Here is a 22,907-nt window from a genome sequence, read left to right on the forward strand (position 1 = left end):
TATTCAAGGTTTTCTCAATAGTTTAGACCTTAGTTGTTATAATAGATTTTCTGAGGATTTTAAAAGATTTATTAAAATCAAATAAAATTCTAAATTAGAATTGCAAAAAAAATTCAATTTAAAAAATTGATAAAAATATTCCATTAATTGCTTATATCTGTAGATTAGGTATTATAGCTATAAAAAACTATCAAATATTAATTAATAGAAAAATACCCAATAATATTAATGAAAAATAATAAAAATCAGACAAGTTTTTCAAAGAGCCAAAAATTATTAATACCACAAAATATAAAAAACATATAGATTAACTATTAATAACTATATTTATAAACTTAATAAAATCAAAAATTAAGGAGAGGATTAAATGGCTAATGAGATATTTGAAGAGGTCACAGAAATATTAACTTTTATCATAGAAAACAATACTGTTCCACGTAATATAAGAAGAGCAGCTGAAGAATCAATAGAAATATTAAGTAATGAAGAAGAAGATGAGACAGTGAGAGCTAGTGCTGTAATTGTAATCTTAGATAATATTAGTAATGATCCTAATATCCCTGTACATGCAAGAACATTAATTTGGGAGATTTTAAGTAAATTAGAATCTATATAATCAAATTAATTCTATTTTTATTAATTTATTAAATAAAATACTTTTTTATATAAGAAAATTATAAAAAAACTTTAATCTACTCTTTTTTTAAAAAAAATATTTAAAAACTTTTTAAAATTTATATTTTTAAATATTAATTAATTTAAATATAATATATATTATATAATTATAAAAATATTATAATATTTATAGAATATAGTTACATATATCCTTTCAAGAGATGTTGTTACTAAATATATAAATAAATTAACAGATGGAGTTTATAATATAATTGCAAAACCAATTTAATTCAATTTTTTTATTTTTTAAACATGTTTACTGATTTTTTCTAAAAAACTTTTTTAATTAAATTAAAAAAATAATATAAAAACTAAATGGATTTTTAAAAAGATTAGACTTAAAAAAAGTTTTGATACATTATAATTTTCTAAAAATCATTTAATTTTCTAAAGTGACCATGATGAAAAAGTAGATACCACTGACACAATCGATCAAATAATAATACATCAGACAAAAATAAAACAGATACTTCTAATGAAAATCACACAAACACCTCTGATAATCATACACCAAATAGTATAAAGCAGGATATAAAGCTAAAAAATAAAGTATCAAATGATAATTCTGAAAAAATATATGTAAAAGAACTTAAAGAAAATATGACCCGTGAAGAAATTAGAAATTATTGCCAAGAGATACGTAATCGTACTGTGATTGGTCCCTACGATTTAAGGCTTTATGATTTGAGATATGAGGCTATTCGATTAGAAAACAAATACCTGTATAATTCAACAGATAATTATGAATTTTTAACAAATTTACAAAAACTAGAAGATATTAGATTTAAGTATCATTCTGTATCTTTTTGTTTAGTTTTTAGTGCTGAAAAGGCGCCTAATCATTTATCAAAACTTACAAAGCTACTTACTAATAAAACTGTTGATTATTATCAAAGTGAATTATTGAATTATATGTTCAGTGTAAAAACCCATCCAGTTGATTAAATATTGAAGCAGAAGAATAATCTCATTGATACAGCTATAACTGCTGGAAGGCATCTTGGCATAAACTATTCGGATAAATAATTAATTTAATATCGTTTTAGCCTAAATATTATCCATCCATTTCCTAAAATGATGTTAAATCAAATTTTTTTTTAGTATTTTTAAATATTTCTATTAATTCTGTTTAAATTTTCCTATTCTTTTTCAGATTTAATTTACATATACATCTACGATTGATTAAATCTGGATAATATGATTGTAAAATAAGTTATATTCAATATTTCACATACTTTTCAAGGATTAGTATATATTTCCCATTAATTAAAAATCTTATTTAATGATTTTTTATCCAATCATATAATCTTTTTCTATTATTTTTATCATTAAATTTGAAAAACTTATCAACTCTTGATTTATATTCATCTTTCATTTTACAGTTATTTTCAACATATTTCATTATCATCTGGACTAATTCATCTTCATTTTGAACAATTTCTCCAAATGCCATGGTTTCATAGTCAAAATATCCTTTACCATAATGAAAATCGTCAAATGATTCTTTTTGATAATATAAAACAGGTTTTTTCAAGTAGGCAAAATCAAAGAAAACTGAAGAGTAATCTGTAACCATTAGTGATGCATCCCTAAACATATCCCTATAAGGTACATCTGAAATTTTAATATTATCATTAAAATCAAATAGATGTATAAACTTCCATAAATTAGGATGAGGTCTAAATACCAGGGTGTATCCTTTTTTATCTAAAAATTCAATTAATTTATCATTATTTAAAAAACTTTTTAAGTATTTAAAATAATCTGAATTTATAAATTGATCTTCTGTATCTAATTTTCTTCTCCAAGTAGGCATAAACAGTATTTCACATTTAGAATCATCCACTAAATTATCATATCTTGCAAGACCTAAAGTTTGAACAACATCTTTTCCATAATTATAGTAGCCATTTACAATAGAATCACGTTCTAATGGAGAGCTTGTAACAAATAATAGCATTTGTCTATTATATTTTCTAATCCAGCTAGATAAATCATGTAGAATTACACCATGTTGTATAAAACAAAACTCATGTGAAGATAAACCTTCAAAAACATATGTATTTTTATATGGATTTATAAGGCTTCTTGTAATTTGTGAAGATATGATTTTATCTGCAAAGAAATAAAGTATTTTATGTTTAACTGATGAGAAGGGAACAATACTACTACCATAATCATCTTTTAATCTCTTATAATCAGGGCTATCCTCTTTTATAAGGAAATATTTATTAATATTATCATCAATTTCATAGGAATATTTAAATAGCTGTTCTGCATTATCATCTGCAACTTCATCCCTATCAATAAATAGCCAAATATTCTTATTTTGCATAAAAGGGAATAATATTAATCTAGCAAATTTATAGAATAAAGCTGATTTTAAATCTTTTTCTTTTTTAAGTATAATTTTTCCAAATGAATAAGCTTCTAAATGAAGCATTCTCTTATAAGAAAATGGTTCAAAATAGAATGTTTTAAGTTTAAAGTAAATAATTTTAGACTCTTTAACAAAATAATTATTAAATTTTGACATACCTGGAAATTGTCTAAAATCAATTCTATTATCTATAATAACTTCCTTTCCATTTTCATTATAGACTAATCTAAAATTAATTTTACATTTATTATCATTATTAACTGGAACACTTACATCAAAATGATGATAATAATTCCACCAGATACCTAAAAATTTACGAGATTTACGACCAGTAGTTACATACTCAAAGAATTTACTTTTATAAACTAGTTGGTTACCTTTATCATCTGTTTTTACTGCTTCAATATAAAATGTACTATTATCACAACGACTTAAAACACTTCCTGAAAAATTCAATACTCCATTGTGGAAATTTATAATATCAAAACGAATAACATGTCTGTGGAGTTTACAGATTATATAATCGTTGGTTTTTAAATAAACCTCTTTTTTCTCTGGATATGTTTCTATATGGAACTCTTTATTTTTTAAATATATTAAAAATGATTTTACACTATCTCGAACCTTATTATCGGAATATACAAATTCTTCATCAAATATAGGTAAAATTTTATGAAAATAATCCCAGAATTCATCGATTTCTTCTTGAGTATCTAAGTATTGATATAAATCTTCAACTAAAACAATTTCTGTAAGTTCTTTAATAATAATATGTTGAATAAAATTAGGAACACGGCCATTATGATCTTTTGATATGTCAATTAATTTTAAGTAGAATAATTTGATTTTTTCTGTAAAATTCCTTTTAGTAATAGGGTCTTCAACAAATCTATCATCTGTATTTCTTTTTCTAAAGAAATATCTTGAAGTATATACAGCCCCATATGCTCTTTTTTTAAGTAAAATTTCAGTGATTATTAAATTAACAGCACCGCTAACTAAATTAGTATCAAATTGAAAATTTTTTATTAAATCTGATTTAATAAAATTACTATAATATGGTAAAATTGATTGTGTAGGCTTTTCATCTAAATTAACTACTAATTTTTTATTTAAGTCCATATATTCCAAATAATACTTATTCATCTGAGTTGAAAATATTACAACAGGAATATTTACTATATCAATTTCATTATAATTGTTTTTAAAAAAATTATAAACTTCTTTTAATGTATCTTTTGAAAGTTTATCGTTAGCAAGTAAAAAATTTACATATTCTCCTTCAATATAATTTAAAGCATAATTACAAGAATCTTCAAAACCCTTATTCTCCTTAGACAATAAAATTATATTTTCAGGATACTTTGATTTATACTGACTTATTATTTCATTACTATTATCAATACTACCATTATCTACTATGATAATTTGTACATTATCTTCAAAATTTAATGATTGATTAATAATTGAATCTAATGACTCATTAATATAAGATTGAGATTCAAAAAGAGAAATAATAATAGAAAATTTAAATTTTTTACTCATAAATTCACCGAAATAATAATTTAAAGCTAATTGATTATATTTAATTAATATTATTTATATTTTTATAATTAGTACTTAATTTTCCTTTAAGCTCCAATTATAAACTCTTTTAGAATTATTTTTATCATTATATTCAAAAAAGGTCTCTACTCTTTGTTTATACTTCTTAGTAATTTTACAATTATTTTCCATATAATGAATGATTAAATCAACTAATTTATCCTCATCTTGAATAATATCTCCAAATCCCATAGTTTTATAGTCAAAATAACCTTTATTAAAATGATATTCATCTTTTTCTTGATAATATATTATTGGTTTTTTTAAATATGCAAAATCGAAAAATACAGAAGAATAATCTGTAATAAGAAGTGAAGAAAAGTTAAATAAGTCTCTATAAGATTCATCTGCAATTCTTACATACTCCTCATCAATATCTAAATAATCCAAATACTCTAAGATATTATAATGAGGTTTAAAAACAATTTTATATCCAAATTTTAAAAGATTTTCTTTTAATTTTTTATTATTAAAAAATCTGTTTAATCTTTTATAATAATCAGAATTTAAAAATTCTTCTTTATTTTTTATATATTTTCTCCATGTAGGCATGAATAATATATCTTTATTAAGATCGTTTTTATTTTCTAAATAATCATAACGTGGAAGGCCTAGTAGTTGAACTATATCTTTATCATAATTATAATAACCATTTATTATAGAATCTCTCTCATAGGGAGAGGATGTTAAAAATAAATCTAGATTATGATAATATCTTCTAATCCAATGGGATAAATCAGATTGTATTACTCCATGTTGAATGAAATACCTTCTAAATTTAATTAAACTATTATAAAATTCTGGAGATTCATCGTTAAATGGATTTAAAAATACCCTATCTATATGACTTGAGAAATGTTTATCTGCAAAAAGATATAATATTTTATGTTTTAAAGATTTAAACGGAATAATATTCTTATAATCCTTAGATAATCTTTTATAATCATCTGTATTTTTATCAATGATAAAATATTTATCTATATTGTCTTTTTGATCCATTGCATATTTAAATAAAATTTCCCCATTATCATCTGCTTGTAGTGGCCTATCTTCAAATAAAAATATTTTTTTATTTTTATAGAATGGTTTTAAAATTAAATAAAGGATTCTCATAAAAATAGCCTTATGCCAAAATGGCTTTTTAGATTTAATAATCCGCAATAAAGATTTAAACTCAAATTTTAACATATTACCAGTTGAATAATCCCGAATATAAAAAGAATTTTCTCTAAATTCTAAAAGTTTAGTGCCTAGACATGTATAATTAGTATAATGAGATAAATTAGCATGCTTTCTAAAGGATATCTTGTTTTTAATTATAATCTTATAATCTGCTTCGGTGAATATTGTTTTTAAAACTAGTTTATAGTCTTGAGATTCATCTAAAACTAATTTAATATTGAAATTATAATAAAATAACCAGTCCATACCTAAATATTTATAAGTTCTTCTATCAGTTAATGGATATTCTAATAACCTAGAATTATATACTATTTTTTCACCGTTGCCTTCTAAAATAGCTTCAAAATCTAGACTATCATAATAAAAATTAGATTTAAAATACCCGTCAATGTTTAAAATTCCATCTTTTAAATCAAGAAAATCTATTTTAATATTTTCACTAGCCAAATCATCAATTAAATAATCATCAGTATATAATAAAACAGTTTTATCTTTAGAATCCAGTGTATATTCCTGATTATTTCTAATAAATATTAAAAATGATTTAATATCTTTATTTAAATAAGATTCGCCAATAATAGTTTCTTTAGAGATGTAAGTTAAAATATTAGAAATAGAAGAAATGATTTGTTTATATTCAAAATTACTAAATTCATCATAATTTAATTCAATGATTTCAAAAATATTAAATAGTAATAGATTTTCAATAAAATATTTATTAGATTCTGTATATATATTAATTAAATCATTCATATGATGGATTTTTTCCTGGATAAATTCATTGTTTTTTAGTTTTTCACTTTCAATTATAATTAAATTAGAATTATTTTTAATATTAATATTTTTTATTAAATCTAAATCATTTTTACATAAAAAATAAATTGTATCTTTATCTAATCCTAAGTCTATTATTGAACCAAAATCAGAAAATATAGAAATATTAGGATAATTTTTATAAATGGATTTATCTTTAGAAATTAAATAGATATTAATATCAAAATTAATATTTTTATAAAAATCTTTAAAGTATATATTAAATACTTGCTGAGATATGATAATTGAAAATTTAGATTTATCCATATGAACACGTTTATTAATAAATAATTTAAAATTTCTTAATTATTATTTATATAAAATTTTATTTATATATTATTATTTAGAAAAGATAAGACTAATTAAATTTATATTTACATGAAAAAAATTAATTTTAAAATAATAGTCAATATTATAAAGATTAAAGTAAATAAATTACTAATGATAAATTCTTAATGTGATTTTATGTATAAAATTTCCCTTATTATACCTGTTTTTAATATTGAAAAATATCTTGAAAAAAATTTTAAAAGTATTAAAAATCAAAGTATTGGCTTTTCTAATATTGAAGTAATATTTGTTGATGACTGCTCAAGTGATAATAGTAGTCAAATAATTGATAAATGGGAAGATGATTATATTAATGTAAAAGTCATTCATCTAGATACTAATAGTGGATATGGAGGAAAGCCTCGTAATATTGGTATTCTAAATGCAAGTTCAGATTATGTTTTATTTTTAGATGGTGATGATTATTTAAATACTGACGGATTGGAAAAATTATATGATGCAATTTCACAGGATAAAGATATTGATATTGCTATTGGAGGATACACTCGTTTAAATTCAGATAATACTATAAAAGAGAAGAAAATCCAATCAGATGATAAAACATCCATTATATCTAATCCTAAAGAAGAATTAAAATTAATGGATTTGGCTCCTGCATTAGCTTCAAAACTCTTTAGGAAAGATCTACTAACAGAAAAAAATATTAAATTTAGAGAAGATATATCAGCTCAAGACTTAATATTTGTAAATGAAGCTTATTTTAAATCAAGTAAACTTATATTAATAAATAATTATTCTGTTTATAATTATAATATTAGAGATAGTGAAGATAAATCTGTATCACATAATATAAACTTAAAAACTCTTAAAAATAGCTTAAAAGCATATATTGCAATATTGAAATTATGCAAAGATTTTGAAATAAATGAATATATGACAACAGCTTTAATATCTAATAATTTATACTCATATGTTAATAGAATACGAGATAATATTGAAGATAATACTCTAAAAAAAGAAGATATAGATGAATTATTTGAATCTGATGATTATAAAACCTTTAAAAACTCTTCGTTCTTTGAGAAAAATTACCCATTTAATGTGTTTTTTAGTAATTTAGAATATGGTGATTTTAAGAATAATTATTTTTTAAGAATCATTAAACATAATAAGATATATGAAAAAAGGTATCATGATAATATAAAAGAATATAAAAGATTAAAAGCAGAATATAGAAAAATAAATAGAGAAAATAAAAAGCTTAAAAAAACACAAAATGAAATATTTTCATCTACAAGTTGGAAAATAACAAAACCCTTAAGAAATATTAAAGGAAAATTAAATTAAATTAATAATAATAAAAATAATTTATAAAAGTCCATTGAAATATTATATAAAAAAAATTTTGGTGATAAAATGTCTTTAGATAAACCGAAAATAAGTATTATAGTACCTGTATATAACACAGCTAATTACTTAGAAGAGTGTTTAGATAGTCTTGTAAATCAAAGTCTTGAAGATATTGAAATAATTTGTATTGATGATAAATCTGAAGATAATTCACCTGAAATATTAGAAAAATATGCCTCAAAAGATAATAGAATAAAAGTTATACTTAATAAAGAAAATACAGGCCAAGCCATAGCTAGAAATATTGCCCTGAAATCAGTTAAAGGCGAATATATTGCTTTTATGGATAGTGATGATAAAATTGATTTAGATGGATATGAAAAAGTTTTAAACTTCTGTGAAAAAAACTTTCTTGATATGGTATTATTTAATGTTGTAAGATTTGATAAGAAAGGTATAATCGGTGAAAGTGAATTACATGAAAAATCTATACAAAATGAAACAAACTAGTATTTTAGAACATAAGGAATTTGTCTATGATACTTCCCCTTGTAATAAATTAATTAAAACAAGTCTTATAATGGATAATAATATAGAATTTATTAATAGGTTATATGAAGATTTATTATTTTCCATGGAATTATTTAGCTCTACAGATTCTGTTGGAGTTCTACCAGATGTGAAATACTATTGGAGAAGACGTAGAGACAGTCAAAATAAATCAACTACACAAAATAGAACAAATAAAAAAAATATAGCAGATCGTATGTTTATAATAAATAAAATAGATGAATTATTTAAATCAAATGAAAAATATAATTGTCTTCTAGATTCTTACCATTTTAAATTACTAGAAATTGATTATCGATTATTTATAGACCAAATTGATATTGGAAATTCAGATTATAGAGAATTTATAATCAAAACCATAAAACCGATTATTGAAACTTATCCAAAGGAACTGTTTAGAAATCTTAGTATGATTGATAAAATAAAGTATGATTTTTTAATTGATGATAAAATAGATGAATTGATTTATATACGTGAAAAAGAAAGAAATTATAATTTTTATTTTAAACAAAATCAAAGGTTAAACCAAGAAATTAAAACTGTTAAATCTACTAAAGGGTGGATAAATTATAAAAAAAATAATTTAAGTGTTCGTTTTAAATCAAAAATAGGTAAAAATTAATTGGTGATTAAATGAATGTAGGTATTATTGGTGCTGGTAGTTTAGCAACAGCAATTGCCCAAACAGTAGCATTAAATGTTGATGAAGTAATCCTTTTTCTTAGAAGAGAAAAACTTAAAAGTAGTATAAATGAAAATCATTGCAATAGTGAATATTATCCAAATATAAGATTAAAAGATAATATTATTGCAACAACAGATATTAATGATTTAAAGGATTGTAAAATTATTTTCCTAGCAATACCTTCATCTGCCTTTAGAGATATACTTATAGATTTTAAAAAAATTATTAAAAATGATATAATTCTTGTTACAACAGCAAAAGGTATTGAATATCCTTCCCTTAAAACAATGGGTAAAATCATTGAAGATTTTTTTGACAATGACTATGTAGCCTTATCTGGACCAAATTTTGCATCTGAAATTGTTTTAAACCTTCCAACTATTACAAATATTGCATCATATAATCCTCTAAATTCTAAAATCGTAAAAGAAGTTCTTGAAACAGAAGACTTTAAAGTTAAAATCATTGATGATGTGCTTGGATTAGAATTATCTGGTGTAATTAAAAATATTAATGCAATAGCTAATGGTATTTGTGAAGGTATGAATATTAATGAAAATGCTAGATATTCCGTGCTTACAAAAGGATTTAGGGAAACTAAAGATATAATTAAAAGTTTTGGAGGAGATGAATCTACTGCAAGTGAATACTGTGGTTTCGGTGATTTGGTTTTAACCTCAACATCTTCTGAAAGTAGAAATCATACACTAGGTATGTTATATGGTCAGAGAATTATAGTTGATGAGAAAGCTAGTGGTATAGTTTTTGAAGGGAAAAATTCAATAATGGCTATTAAAGATATTTGTACTAGAACAAATACTAAAAGTCTTATTGTAGATTTTGTTTATGATGTAATAGTAAAACAAATTCCTCCAAAAATAGCATTTAAAACATTGTGGAGTAAAATAGAATATTAAAAAAATTGTGATATTATGATAGGAGTAATTTTAGCTGCAGGTATGGGTACAAGATTAATGCCTCTTACAAAAGATATTCCAAAGGCACTGCTTAAAATTAATGATATAACTCTACTTGAGAGAATGATTAAAAACTGTATTGACTCTGGTATTTGCAAATTTATTGTTGTAATTGGATATAATGGTGAAAAAGTAGAACAATTATCAAAAAAACTTGAAGATAAATATAATATAGAAATTAAAATTATAATAAATGAAAAATATGATATAACTAATACTTCTGTTTCAACTTATCTTGCAAGTAGATTTATTGAAAAAGAATCTTTAGATGATTTTATATTAGTTAATGGAGATAATGTAGTAGATCCATTAATTATTAAAAGACTTAGTAAAAGCAGTAATAGTTCTATGATAATTGATAACTATAAGCAGTTAAATGAAGAATCTTTTAAATTAATTATTGATAATAAAAGTTTTAACAATGATAAAACAATTACTAATGGAATAATCAATTCTATTGGAAAAGAATTAGATATTGATAGTTCTACTGGAGAGTTTATTGGAATTTCTAAAATTGTTAAATCAGACATTAGTGATTTTAATAAATTTTTAAATGAATCTATTAATGAAAATCCACAAAACTATTATGATTTTTCATTTAAAGATTTAAGTGAAATTAAAACAATTGATTTCATCTTAACAAATGGATTAAAATGGAGTGAAATTGATGATATTAATGATTGGGAATATGCCCAAAGACTAGTTGAGGAACTTGAAGGCTAATAATTTCTTATAACACATAAGTTTAATATTGATTTATTTAAAAAAAATATAAAAATAAAAAAAATAAATTAAAATATAAAGATTTGATTAAAAAAGGGATAATATGGCGAAAACATTTAAAAAACAATTAAAGGACATAATTTATAATACTGCTAAATATTCTGCAAGAGCTTTATATTATATAGCTTCCTATATTATACCTCCAAATGAAAATATTATCCTGTTTGAATCAAGTAATGGTCGTAATTATACTGGTAATCCTAAATCCATATATGAAGAAATTCTAAATCAAGGCCTTGATAAGGAATTTAAATCTGTTTGGGTACTAACAAATACAAAAACGGAAATACCTGGAAATCCTATAAAAGTTAAAAAACCATTTTTCAAATTTTTATATTACACTCTTCGAAGTGGTACTTGGATATTTGATTCAAGACATTTATATTATCTTAAAAAAAATAAAAACACTAAATATATCCAAACTTGGCATGGTACTCCACTTAAAAAGTTAGCACTAGATATGGATTATATTGATATGAGTGGAAATCAGGACATTACCCAATATCATGATGATTTTAGAAAAAATTCTCATCTCTGGCAATATCTAATATCACAAAATTCATATTCATCAAATATCTTTAAACATGCTTTTGACTTTAAAGGTGAATTTTTAGAAATTGGTTATCCAAGAAACGATATATTAATTCATAAAAATAATCCAAAAGATATAGAGACAATTAAATCAAAATTTAATATTCCAACTGATAAAAAAATCATTCTTTATGCTCCAACCTGGAGAGATAATGAATATTATAAAAAAGGCGAATATAAATTTGCAACTGAAATGGACTTTGATATGCTTTATGAAAAACTTAAAGATGAATATTACTTAATCGTTAAATTCCACTATTTAGTTAAAGATAATATTGACTGGAGTAAGTATGGGGATTTTGTAATAGAATGTGATGCTGATTGGGATATACAGGAATTATACCTTATATCTGATATAATGATTACTGATTATTCATCTGTAATGTTTGATTATGCTCTTTTAAAAAGACCTATGCTTTTCTATACATATGATTTAGACAATTATAAAAATAATCTAAGAGACTTTTACTTTGATATGGTTAGTGAGGTTCCAGGTCCTATATGTATGACTACAGAAGATCTTATAGATTTTATTAATAATAGTTTAGATGAATATGAAAATCTTTATGGGGAAAAATATAAAAAATTTAATGATAAATTTAATGAATTTGATAATGGTGAAGCATCAAGGAAGGTAATAGACTTAATTAGAGATAATTAAGTTTAAATAAATATATTTTTCAAAATATAATTAAACAATGAGATATTTAATCAATTAATTTAAAAAAAACTTTTTAGAAACATTATTTGATTTTCTAAAATTTTTATAAAAAACACTTTTTTCTATTTTTACCTTAATTTTTGAAAAAAAAACTTAATTTTCATTATTTTTATTATGTTTTTAACTCAAATAATGAAAATTTGGATATCTACAAATCCTAAAAAAATTAAGACCCGTGAATTATTATTAATCCTTAATATTTTTAATCTATAATATCTAATATTATATATGAAAAAATCTCTTGAGGGATTTCATAATGAAAAATAAAAAAATATATTTATTAGCATTATTATTCCTTCTTTGTATTTTAAGTATTCAGGCCAAAAGTGCAACAGAAAATACTACAGACAAAGATATAATTAGTGTTGATAATAATAAGAGACTACTAATTTAGAAACAAATATCCGATATGATGACGTTTCAATTAGTTAAGAGAATGTTGAACTTAAAGAAGAAGAAAATAATAAGGATAATCAATATAAGTCTGGAGCAGATGAAAGCACAACATTGATGAAGATCCATTAACTTTCACAGACTTAAATAATACGATTAATGGAAATGAGAATTCTACAATCTACTTATCTAATGATTACAAATTTAATAATGATTCAGACCATAACTTATATGAAGGAGTCAAAATTACCAGAGATTTAACGATTTATGGTAATGGAGCAACAATAGATGCAAACGATATGGCAAGAATATTTAATGTCATTGATAATCATAATGTTAACTTTTACAATATAACTTTCATAAATGGAAATAGAGAATTAACAGATGGTGGAGCAACACATTTTAGTAATGCAACTGACTGTATATTTACTCAAAATGAAGCAGGAAAATATGGTGGAGCAATAGAAATTGGTAATGCATCTAATTGTCAGTTCATTGGAAACAAATCAGGAGTAGATGGTGGAGCAATACAAAATGAGGATGTATACAACTTCATATTTAACAAAAACCAAGTAGAAGAAAATGGAGGAGCACTAAATCAAGAAAATGCAACTATTAATGTTTCAAAAGCAAATACATCAGTTATTATTGACCCTATTGAAGCAATATTAGGAAAAGAAATAACAATAAAATATACCACTGAAAGTAATGGAACAGTAACAATCAAAGTTAATGGCCAAGAAATAAAAGACGGTAAATTCACACCTACTAAAATAGGTATTTATAATCTAACTATAGAAGTTGCAGAAGATGAATGCTACACTGCCACAACAAACCAAACCACATTTACAGTGGAAAAATTAGCAAGTAAAATTACTGCAAAACCAGTTACTACTACTTATAATCTAGGTAAATATTTGACAATTACATTAAAAGATTCAAATGGTAAAGCTATACCTAATACATATATAACAGTAAACATAGGAAGCAAAAAATATAAAACTAATAGTAAAGGCCAAGTAAAAATCAATATTGCAAAGCTTACACCAAAAACCTATAATGTAAAAATTAAATATGCAGGATCAGATATTTATAATGCGTCTACCGGATCTGTAAAACTCACATTTAAAAAAGCAACCCCAAAAATAACAGCAAAATCAACAAGTTACAAACTTAATTTAAAAACTAAAAAATACTAGCAATCTTTAAAGACAATAAAAACAAAGCCCTTAAAAACACAAAAATAAGCTTAAAAGTTAATGGTAAAACATATACAACTAAAACTAACAGTAAAGGCCAAGCAACATTTACAATAAGAAACCTAAACAAAAAAGGTTCATACACTGCAGTTATTACAGTCCCAAGAAACAGTTACTACAATCAAGTAAATAAAAAAGTAAAAATAACTGTAAAACCATAAAAATATTTTAATATTAAGAGTTTTTAATAACTCTTAATCTTTTTTTAAATTATCATAAAAATAATAAACAAATATTAAAATTAAAAACACCATAAAAACAGAAAAAAGAGAAAACAAAAAATTATAGATAAACAACAGTTTAAAATATAATTAAATTTAGTGAGCTGTTTAATTTAAAAAAATGATATTTATTTAAATTTACTTTGAAATTGCAACAGCAACTGTAACGCCATTTAAAGCACATTTTTTATGAATTAATTTTGAGTCATGCCCTGCTGCTATCATAGCACATTGTTCACATACACCATCTATTTGGAATTTTTTATAAACGAATTCTGATCTTGAACAATCATCTGAGTGAAAATTACGGACATCATATATATCAATAATTTCAATTTTTTTATTTAAATCATGTGCTGCCTTAATTATACCAATTTCATCTTTTTTAATTGAAATTGTTGCTATACTATTCACTCTGCTTAAAGGTATATTTAAATTTTTGATAGCTTCTTCAATTGCAAAAATTACATGCTCTTTTTTCATACCACGTTTTGATCCTATACCTATAACTAATTTTTTCTCTATCATATTCATTTCATATATTTGATTGTTCTTTTTAAATGAAAAATTAACAATAGATAATGGAATATTATCAGTAATTTCTCTATGATTAAAACTTAATTTATGTTTTGGTACTTGTTTAAATGTACTTCCTGGGAAATATTTAGTTAAATGACTTAAATCTTTATCTGATTTAATACTAAATGAAATATTATCTAAAATAGCCTTATTAAAATCAATTATTTTTTTAGTATCATCTATTTCATAAAAATATTTTGAAGCAATTGAATCAATACCACACTTTAAATTAACATCCGTAGATGTTGAAATAACTGGTTTGCCATTAATATATTTAGCAATTTTACAAGTTAAATCATTTCCACCGCCTAAATGACCTGATAAAAGACTAACAACATATTGGCCCTTTTCATCGATAGCTAAAACAGCAGGATCTAAAACTTTAGATTGGATATAAGGTGATATTGCTCTTATAGTAATACCAGTTGCCATAATGGAAATAATAGCGTCATATTTATTAAATACATTTTTCATGTTTTTCATGACATTTTTATGGTAAATATCAGCTTTAATTACTGTATAATCATCATTTAATTTAGATTGAATAACTTCTGATAATTTTAAACCTTTTTCTGTAACTGATAAAATTGCTATTTTCATATTAAAACCTAAAAAATTTAAAACAAACTTTTTTTTTATAGAAAAAATATTTTTATAAAATATATAATCCTTAAAAAATATTATGCTTTTTATATTAAATTAATTTTTATATACAATTTAAAATTCCTTTTCAAAGATATTAAAAAAATATTTAATTGTGTCTGTTTAATTTTAAAATTAATTAAAAACTCCTATACATTTTTTATTTAAAAATAAGAAAGAAATATTTAAAAAATACATTTTTAGCAATAATCCTTATAAAAATAATAAAATAGTAAAAATAAAAAAATAATAAAAAAATAATATAAAATAATAAAAATACTAAAAAAAATAATTTATAAATTAATTTTTAGTAAATATTTAGAATAAAAATGAAATTATAATAAATAAAAGGGCGGTTAAAAAGATTTGAAGTAATAAATATAAAAATATAGTCCATCTACTTAAGTTATATGCCCTTCTAATATCATATGTATCAAGCCCTTTATATGGATCCCCCATAACATAATTATTTTTCTTCTCTAGTTGTATACCAAGTGCACCTGCACATGCTGCCATAGGGTAACCTGAATTAGGACTATCACAATTCCTTGCATCTCTTTTTAATATTCTATATGCATTTTTCCAATTCATTCCTAAAATATAACTTGCAAAAATCATCAAATAACCAGAAATTCTTGCAGGTATTAAATTAACTATATCATCAACAATTGCAGGAATAAATCCTAATTTTTTATACCTTCCATTTTTGTATCCTACCATAGCATCCATAGTATTTATTACACGATAGGCATATACAAAAATTACAGATATAAAAATTATATCAATTACATTACTATTTGCATCCATACCAAAATTATTTACAACAAATATGTTTAAATTAGTTACTATAAATGCATCATCAAATAAATGATAATAACAGAATACACTTATAACAATTAATCCAAATGCAAAATAATAAAATATTGGAGCAACTACAGAATCTGTAATGTTTTCAGTTAATGTTTCAATTGTAGCAGATATTAATTGAGGTCTTTGTAAGTTTTCTGTAGGTCTACTAACAATTTTTGATACTTCTCTACGTCCAGTCTTAATATCCTTTTGATCAAGAATATATCTTATTCTTTCAGCTGAATCAAGTAAAAATTTAATTGAAAATGCCTGTGAAAAAAATATTCCAGATATAACTACTACAAAAAATATAGGTAAATACATTACAACTTGATATAGAGCATAATTTAATATAAAAAATATAATAAATACACCTAAAAATAATAATAGACCTGATATATATAAATTCATATCTATTAAAAATATTTTTAATAATTCTATTACTTTTCCAATTAATACTACAGGATGTATATTATTTGGAAATTCACCTATAATTTTATCTAATAAAATTGCTATTACAAATACTGTAAAAAACAATATAATTGTTATAAAAAAGTTATCATAAAGAAAAATATTTATCATTATTATTAATTTAATTTATATAATATTTATATTATATCCTTTATAACATAAATTTAAAAATAAAAAATTAAATAATACTCAATTTATTAATACTTTAATTAAATAATACTCAATTTATTAATACTTTAAAATTTAATAATATAAAAAAAATTAATTAAATTATATTATATCATTTAAAAAAATATGATTTATAAATGAATTTATAATTCATCAATATTTATGCTTTTTTGAGAGAATGTTCTATCAAGTAACCATAAACATTGAAGTTTCGCTTTATATATTCTTTTTATTGTATGAATTAAATTATCCTTTGTAAGTCCATCTTCAAATATCTCATCAGTTATAAGAAAACGAACAAGCTCATTATTTGGATGGTTCAATTCAAAGTCAACTAAAAATTGATTTAATCCAAATCTCATAGACCAAATAAAATTTTCCTTTGTCTGTTGTGATGCATTTTTTATCATTTCTTTTTGTTCAGTTCCTATTTCCGTTGCACAACCAACTAAAATCATATCTTCTTTACCGACATGTTGAATTAGATCCATCACATGATCTGGAGGGTATTCAATAATATAATGAAAATTAGCATTACCATCTTCTGTTTGTTTGCTTAATAATCCTTCTTCATTTAACCATTTTAATAATAAGTTTTCATCTATCATTGTATCAACTTAAATATTTTTTTAATATTATAATTTATTATTATTATTTTAAATTATTATAATAATTAATTTATTTTATTATTTTATTTATAAAATAAAAAGTTTGGTAATGTAATATTTAATTATTAATTTTTTTTATATTTCATTTTATTTTTATTTTTAATATTTTTTTAATATATTATCTTTTTTATACTTGAAATAATACTTAGATATTTTTTATAATTTAATAAGTTTTTAATTTTATTATTTCTATAATTAATTTTTGACTTTTCAGTGTGAGAGATATGTTTCCACTGAAATATTTTCGAGGATATTGTTAGACTTAAGGGGTATATTTCCACTGTAAAATATATAATTTTTTCTCTCTGTAAAATTTTTTAAAAATTCATTTTATGAAAATATGTAAATATCAAAAAGAAAATTTACACTTGAAATACACCTTCAGATTTTTATTTTTTACAAAATTTGTTTACACTTGAAATACATCTCACACACTGGAATAAAATTTTCATTATTATGGAAATATTTATAAAAGATAAATATCAATATTACACTTGCAGTTGTACTTTAAATTTTTTTTAAAAGTACATTTTTTTACACTTCAAATACATCTTTAAATGATGTGAATTTTACTTATTTACTTTAATAATTTTATTTGTTATTTTAATTATTATTCTAAATATTATTATAAGATATTCATTAAATTTTTAATTCATAATTTTAGAATTAATTAATTTAATTAAATTATATTAATTTGATTGTATACTTTTAAAGTTATTTACTTGAGACTATGCTATAGGTGGCTGTATGAAAGATAATATTTTTACTAATATGGATAGAGGAAAATCTGTTTTTAAAGATAAAAGTCCTTTAAGTCATAAATTTTTACCTGAACAATTACCACATAGGGATGAACAAATTACAAAGATTGCAAAATATTGGATCGATGCATTAGATAATGTAACTCCTTCAGATGTTACTATTTATGGTAAAACAGGTACAGGTAAAACTGCTGCTGCTAAATTTGCTCAAAAGCAATTAATAGAAGCTGCTCAAGATAATAAAATATTTATTAATGTTGAATATATTCGTTGTACAGATTATACAACAGAATATCAGGTTTTAGCACAGCTTTGCCAAAGATTAGGTCGAGATGTTCCATATAGGGGTTGGACCAAAGGAGAGATTATTAATACTTTTAGAGAAGTTTTAAATCAGGAAATTGATGGTAAGAAACTCATTTTAATAATTATTTTAGATGAAATTGATATATTACTTGAAAAGGATGGGGATGGTTTATTATATACTTTAACTCGTACTGAAAATGTATCAGTATTATCTATTAGTAATTATTTAGACTTTAAAAAGTTTATTAAACCTAGGGTTATGAGTAGCCTTAGGGATAAAGAAATAGTATTTCCACCATATCGTGCAGATCAATTAGCTGATATTTTAAATGAAAGATCTGAAATGTCTTTTAATGAAAATGTTTTAAATGAAGATGTTATTCCACTATGTTCTGCTATGGCAGCTAAAGAAGAAGGCGATGCAAGGTATGCACTTGATTTATTATCTACAGCAGGAGATATTGCAGATGAAAATGATTCTTCTGAAATTTTAGGGGATTATGTTATTGCTGCTAAAAATAGAATAGAACATAATAAGGTAACTGATATAATAAATACATTACCTACTCAACAACAAAGAGTACTAGAATCAGTACTTATTCTCACTCAAAATAAGGAAGAAATCAGTTCAGGTAAATTATATGAAACATATAAAGAAGTTTCTAAAGGCGATTCAGTTACATATCGTAGAATTTTTGATTTTATCAATGAACTTGAAATGCTTGGTATAATTTCTACTAATACTGTTTCTCGTGGTAGAGGTAAAGGTAGAACCAATATTATTAAATTACAATGTGAAGAAGATTTAGTTGATAAAACATTAAATTCTTTATAGAAATTATTTATTTTATTTTAAACTCTTTTTTTCATATTTAATAATATAATTTGTTGTATTTTTTAAAATAATTTTAAAAATAAGTTATATTATAATTTTAATAGATATAATCTATTAATTGTATATCTAATTTTGTCTAATTTTGTCTATATATTTTTATATTTTTTTTAATTAAATTTTTTATTTAATATTAATTTTTATTTTATTATATTTTTTAATAATAGAATATTTTATAATTATTTCTTATTTTTGATATTAGATATTAATGTTTCAAGTATTGCCATTCTTACTGGAACCCCATTATAAGCCTGTTCGAAATAACGATTATGTTTAGTATTATCAACATCCTGTGATATTTCATTTACTCTTGGAAGTGGATGCATAACAATTAGATTTTTATCTTCTAACATTTTTTTATTAATCAAATATGCATCTTTTATTTTATTATATTCTTCTTCATCTGGAAAACGTTCTTTTTGAATTCTAGTATCATATAATACATCTATATCATCAATAACTTTATTTAGATTTGATTCCTCAAGATATTCTATATTATTTTTTTCTAGATCTCTCAGATTTTCTTTTGGCATTTTTAATTCAGGTGGGGATACAAATGTCATTTTTACATTATATAATCCTAATGCATATGATAGTGAATGTACTGTACGACCATATTTTAAATCACCAACTAGTGCAACTTTTAAATCTTCAATATCTCCAAATTCTTTTTTCATTGTATATAAATCAAGTAAGGTTTGTGTTGGATGTTGACCTGCTCCATCACCAGCATTAATTACAGGTACATCTACAATTTCAGATATAAAACGGGATACTCCTTCAAGTTCATGTCTTATAACCAATGCATCAGAATATGATTCAAACATTTTTGCTGTATCTGCAATTGTTTCTCCTTTTGATATAGAACTTGATGCTGCATTATCAATTCCAATATATGCTCCACCTAATCTTTTAGTTGCAGTTTCAAATGATAGCTTTGTCCTTGTAGATGGTTCAAAAAACATCATTCCAACTATTTTTCCATTAAGTGATTTAGATACTTCTTGTGATTTTGCAACTTTTTCTAATTTTGTTGCCTTCTCTAGTATATAGTTAATATCATCTTTTGAGAATTCTTTTATTGATATAACATTTTTATGTGAAAAAATTTCAATCACCTATAATTAATATATATTTTTATTATTATTAAAAATTTATTTAATACTTGTCAGGTAAATATCATGTAAGACAATCTTTTTTACAAATAATTTATTGACAGATAAATAGGTTGTCCGCCAAAATGCAATTTTTTAATAAAAACTAAAAAATCATTACATCTAATTTTAATTGGTGAAAAACAGACATCTTCACAAAAATCAGTTAAATCTTTTTTTGAATTAGATTTATCATGAGTAATATTATATAATCTTTTAATATTTTAATCTATTCCATCAAGATTTATTTTTTCTTCTGTTTTTACCCATCCCAACGACCATTTCTTTTTCTATATTGAATTGTTTTTTTTAATACTCTATATTGTCCTTCAACACTTGACCTTTTGGAGTATTCTTATTTTCCATTTTTTCTTCCATAGATACTTCATTGATGAACCATATTCATTGATTGTTTTCTGAATTTGTGAGTAGAAATACATTTGAATCTGCATTCACAATTTTTACAAGAGGAATAATTATTGTAGATTATTTTAATTTTATCTGATTTATTTGAATCTCCATTATGTTCGACATATTCTTTATTAAAATATAGATATTTATTGTTTGGACATAGGAAGGCATTTTTTTTAAAATTATATCAAAATGATCTTTCTGGAAAGGATTGGGTTTAATCTTTTAATCTTTGTTTGGATTTTTTTCTTGTAGGGATTAATCCATCTATATTATTATTAGCCAAGTAAGATAAACATATTTATTTAAATATATTGAACCAGCACTGATATGTTTTGGTTTTTTATTTATATTTTTTATGATTATCTGCAATTTCTAGTAATTCATATAGGCTGTAGGATTTTGTGTGACATTTATTGCACAAATAATTTTGTATCGTAATCGATGTAGATTGATATTTTAAGCAACTAAAAAATTTCCTTTTTACCTTTCATAAAACGAGCTTTAATATCCTTTATTGAGAATTTTTCTCTCCTGTGAGTGTTAATTGAGTTTTTATGTCATATATGAGTTCTAATTTTTAATTGTAATTATTTTTCATTTTCCAAAATTTTTTTAGCGTGTTTATTAAGTTTTAAGAGATTCCTCATCAATTAAAATGCTTTTGAAGTATTGATCTAATATTAAAGTTTCTTTTTCTGTTATGATATTTTGTTAGAATTATATACTTTTTTAATAGTTCCATAATCCAACAGGATTAAATTCTGTAAATCCATATCATAAGCTTTTTTATAAAGTCATTTTTAATAATGCTTCAAAATAGGAACCATATTTATCTTTGTACCTTTGTATTGAACGTTCTGATGGTTTTATACTATCACTACGAATTTATATATTTCATGGTATTTTGCCATCTTAGATATATATTTAGCACTTTCTATATGTTCTTTTTTGAATAAATCAATAATTTGAGTATAGAACAATAGGAAATGGATTTTTGCCAGTTTTTTCTTTTTCTTCAATATTTAAAAGTTTGTAATTTTCTTCAATAAAATCCACGATAAAATGAGAGATATGATCCTTTGGAATATTTTCTCCATAAACTTCAATACCCAATTTTACTTATTTTTTATTAATATTTCTCTTAACCATAAATAACATAACATACATAATTAATATTAGAACTAATATATAATATTTACTTTTGTAAATATAATTAAATCAAATATTAACTATTAAAATAAGCTTAATTTAATTATGTGAAAACATTGAAACTATTGAGATACTTTAATTAAATATTAGTAAGTATTTTTAAAAATCAATAAATTTTATATGAAAAAAATTTTGACCTAAAATTCAAAAATTGCATTTTGGAGGACACCCAATAATGAAAAAAAAGTTTAATTTTTGGTATTTATACAATGCTGTCAAGCTAAGAAAATTTTGATTTTTTAAAAGCTATCTTGAATGTTTGCTTTGCATTTTTTATGATAATATTTATCTTTTTCTC

General features: G+C 22.6%; 17 protein-coding genes. 10 read left to right on the forward strand and 7 right to left on the reverse strand.

Features of this window, described 5'->3' with window-relative positions:
• Positions 1-367 precede the first annotated feature (367 nt).
• Entirely contained in the window at positions 368-616 is a 249-nt protein-coding gene (locus tag QZ146_RS05215; RefSeq protein WP_295722601.1) for a UPF0147 family protein, read from the forward strand.
• Between the two features lie 659 nt (positions 617-1,275).
• Positions 1,276-1,620, forward strand: coding sequence for a hypothetical protein (locus QZ146_RS05220; RefSeq protein ID WP_295722602.1), 345 nt, complete (start codon positions 1,276-1,278; stop codon positions 1,618-1,620).
• 334 nt (positions 1,621-1,954) lie between these two features.
• Here QZ146_RS05220 and QZ146_RS05225 read toward each other — a convergent pair whose 3' ends face one another.
• Together QZ146_RS05225 and QZ146_RS05230 are read right to left on the reverse strand one after the other, a co-directional pair.
• Positions 1,955-4,600 (reverse strand): CDP-glycerol:glycerophosphate glycerophosphotransferase, encoded by a 2,646-nt coding sequence (locus tag QZ146_RS05225; protein ID WP_295722604.1) that lies wholly within the window; start codon positions 4,598-4,600, stop codon positions 1,955-1,957.
• 75 nt (positions 4,601-4,675) lie between these two features.
• Positions 4,676-6,922, reverse strand: a complete 2,247-nt coding sequence (locus QZ146_RS05230) for a CDP-glycerol glycerophosphotransferase family protein (RefSeq protein ID WP_295722605.1) — start codon at positions 6,920-6,922, stop codon at positions 4,676-4,678.
• Between the two features lie 198 nt (positions 6,923-7,120).
• Here QZ146_RS05230 and QZ146_RS05235 point away from each other — a divergent pair, with 198 nt between their 5' ends.
• From QZ146_RS05235 to QZ146_RS05265, 7 genes are all read left to right on the forward strand, one after another.
• Positions 7,121-8,293: a glycosyltransferase gene (locus QZ146_RS05235; RefSeq protein ID WP_295722606.1), complete on the forward strand. Its 1,173-nt coding sequence runs from the start codon at positions 7,121-7,123 to the stop codon at positions 8,291-8,293.
• Between the two features lie 69 nt (positions 8,294-8,362).
• Complete coding sequence (locus QZ146_RS05240; protein WP_295722607.1) at positions 8,363-8,806, forward strand: glycosyltransferase family 2 protein; 444 nt, start codon at positions 8,363-8,365, stop codon at positions 8,804-8,806.
• Positions 8,775-9,488, forward strand: coding sequence for a hypothetical protein (locus tag QZ146_RS05245; RefSeq protein ID WP_295722608.1), 714 nt, complete (start codon positions 8,775-8,777; stop codon positions 9,486-9,488). Before QZ146_RS05240 ends, QZ146_RS05245 begins: the two co-directional genes overlap by 32 nt.
• Before the next feature lie 11 nt (positions 9,489-9,499).
• Positions 9,500-10,468, forward strand: coding sequence for an NAD(P)H-dependent glycerol-3-phosphate dehydrogenase (locus QZ146_RS05250; RefSeq protein ID WP_295722609.1), 969 nt, complete (start codon positions 9,500-9,502; stop codon positions 10,466-10,468).
• A gap of 15 nt (positions 10,469-10,483) precedes the next feature.
• Positions 10,484-11,251 carry a sugar phosphate nucleotidyltransferase gene (locus QZ146_RS05255; RefSeq protein ID WP_295722610.1) on the forward strand — a complete coding sequence of 256 codons (768 nt, stop codon included), beginning with the start codon at positions 10,484-10,486 and terminating at the stop codon, positions 11,249-11,251.
• A gap of 103 nt (positions 11,252-11,354) precedes the next feature.
• Complete coding sequence (locus QZ146_RS05260; protein ID WP_295722611.1) at positions 11,355-12,563, forward strand: CDP-glycerol glycerophosphotransferase family protein; 1,209 nt, start codon at positions 11,355-11,357, stop codon at positions 12,561-12,563.
• Positions 12,564-13,315: 752 nt separating this feature from the next.
• Positions 13,316-14,215 (forward strand): Ig-like domain-containing protein, encoded by a 900-nt coding sequence (locus QZ146_RS05265; RefSeq protein WP_295722612.1) that lies wholly within the window; start codon positions 13,316-13,318, stop codon positions 14,213-14,215.
• 419 nt (positions 14,216-14,634) lie between these two features.
• Here QZ146_RS05265 and QZ146_RS05270 read toward each other — a convergent pair whose 3' ends face one another.
• The 3 genes from QZ146_RS05270 to QZ146_RS05280 all read right to left on the reverse strand — a co-directional run bounded on the left by QZ146_RS05270 (position 14,635) and on the right by QZ146_RS05280 (position 17,813).
• Positions 14,635-15,675, reverse strand: a complete 1,041-nt coding sequence (locus tag QZ146_RS05270; protein ID WP_295722613.1) for a cobalt-precorrin 5A hydrolase — start codon at positions 15,673-15,675, stop codon at positions 14,635-14,637.
• A 360-nt stretch (positions 15,676-16,035) separates the two neighbouring features.
• The gene (locus QZ146_RS05275; RefSeq protein WP_295722614.1) at positions 16,036-17,103 is read right to left on the reverse strand and encodes a cobalamin biosynthesis protein; all 1,068 of its coding nucleotides are present in this window, start codon (positions 17,101-17,103) and stop codon (positions 16,036-16,038) included.
• Positions 17,104-17,348: 245 nt separating this feature from the next.
• Positions 17,349-17,813: a DUF2299 domain-containing protein gene (locus QZ146_RS05280; protein WP_295722615.1), complete on the reverse strand. Its 465-nt coding sequence runs from the start codon at positions 17,811-17,813 to the stop codon at positions 17,349-17,351.
• An 807-nt stretch (positions 17,814-18,620) separates the two neighbouring features.
• Between QZ146_RS05280 and QZ146_RS05285 the strand changes: the two genes are divergently transcribed.
• Positions 18,621-19,775: a Cdc6/Cdc18 family protein gene (locus QZ146_RS05285; protein ID WP_295722617.1), complete on the forward strand. Its 1,155-nt coding sequence runs from the start codon at positions 18,621-18,623 to the stop codon at positions 19,773-19,775.
• Between the two features lie 236 nt (positions 19,776-20,011).
• Here the strand turns inward: QZ146_RS05285 and pyrB are convergent, their stop codons facing one another.
• Both pyrB and QZ146_RS05295 read right to left on the reverse strand, forming a co-directional pair.
• A complete protein-coding gene (pyrB, locus tag QZ146_RS05290) occupies positions 20,012-20,950 on the reverse strand; it encodes an aspartate carbamoyltransferase (RefSeq protein ID WP_295722618.1) in 939 nt (312 codons plus the stop codon).
• Positions 20,951-22,357: 1,407 nt separating this feature from the next.
• Entirely contained in the window at positions 22,358-22,513 is a 156-nt protein-coding gene (locus QZ146_RS05295) for a hypothetical protein (RefSeq protein ID WP_295722619.1), read from the reverse strand.
• Positions 22,514-22,907: the final 394 nt, after the last annotated feature.

The sequence above is a fragment of the uncultured Methanobrevibacter sp. genome (genome assembly GCF_905235195.1).
Taxonomy (GTDB): Archaea; Methanobacteriota; Methanobacteria; order Methanobacteriales; family Methanobacteriaceae; genus Methanarmilla.

Coding starts and splice junctions, on each gene's coding strand:
- QZ146_RS05250 (WP_295722609.1), top strand. CDS start 9,500: ATGAATGTAGGTATTATTGGTGCTGGTAGTTTAGCAACAGCAATTGCC.
- QZ146_RS05235 (WP_295722606.1), top strand. CDS start 7,121: ATGTATAAAATTTCCCTTATTATACCTGTTTTTAATATTGAAAAATAT.
- QZ146_RS05240 (WP_295722607.1), top strand. CDS start 8,363: ATGTCTTTAGATAAACCGAAAATAAGTATTATAGTACCTGTATATAAC.
- QZ146_RS05220 (WP_295722602.1), top strand. CDS start 1,276: ATGACCCGTGAAGAAATTAGAAATTATTGCCAAGAGATACGTAATCGT.
- QZ146_RS05280 (WP_295722615.1), bottom strand. CDS start 17,813: ATGATAGATGAAAACTTATTATTAAAATGGTTAAATGAAGAAGGATTA.
- QZ146_RS05265 (WP_295722612.1), top strand. CDS start 13,316: ATGGCAAGAATATTTAATGTCATTGATAATCATAATGTTAACTTTTAC.
- QZ146_RS05255 (WP_295722610.1), top strand. CDS start 10,484: ATGATAGGAGTAATTTTAGCTGCAGGTATGGGTACAAGATTAATGCCT.
- QZ146_RS05260 (WP_295722611.1), top strand. CDS start 11,355: ATGGCGAAAACATTTAAAAAACAATTAAAGGACATAATTTATAATACT.
- QZ146_RS05285 (WP_295722617.1), top strand. CDS start 18,621: ATGAAAGATAATATTTTTACTAATATGGATAGAGGAAAATCTGTTTTT.
- QZ146_RS05230 (WP_295722605.1), bottom strand. CDS start 6,922: ATGGATAAATCTAAATTTTCAATTATCATATCTCAGCAAGTATTTAAT.
- QZ146_RS05245 (WP_295722608.1), top strand. CDS start 8,775: ATGAAAAATCTATACAAAATGAAACAAACTAGTATTTTAGAACATAAG.
- QZ146_RS05270 (WP_295722613.1), bottom strand. CDS start 15,675: ATGAAAATAGCAATTTTATCAGTTACAGAAAAAGGTTTAAAATTATCA.
- QZ146_RS05215 (WP_295722601.1), top strand. CDS start 368: ATGGCTAATGAGATATTTGAAGAGGTCACAGAAATATTAACTTTTATC.
- QZ146_RS05225 (WP_295722604.1), bottom strand. CDS start 4,600: ATGAGTAAAAAATTTAAATTTTCTATTATTATTTCTCTTTTTGAATCT.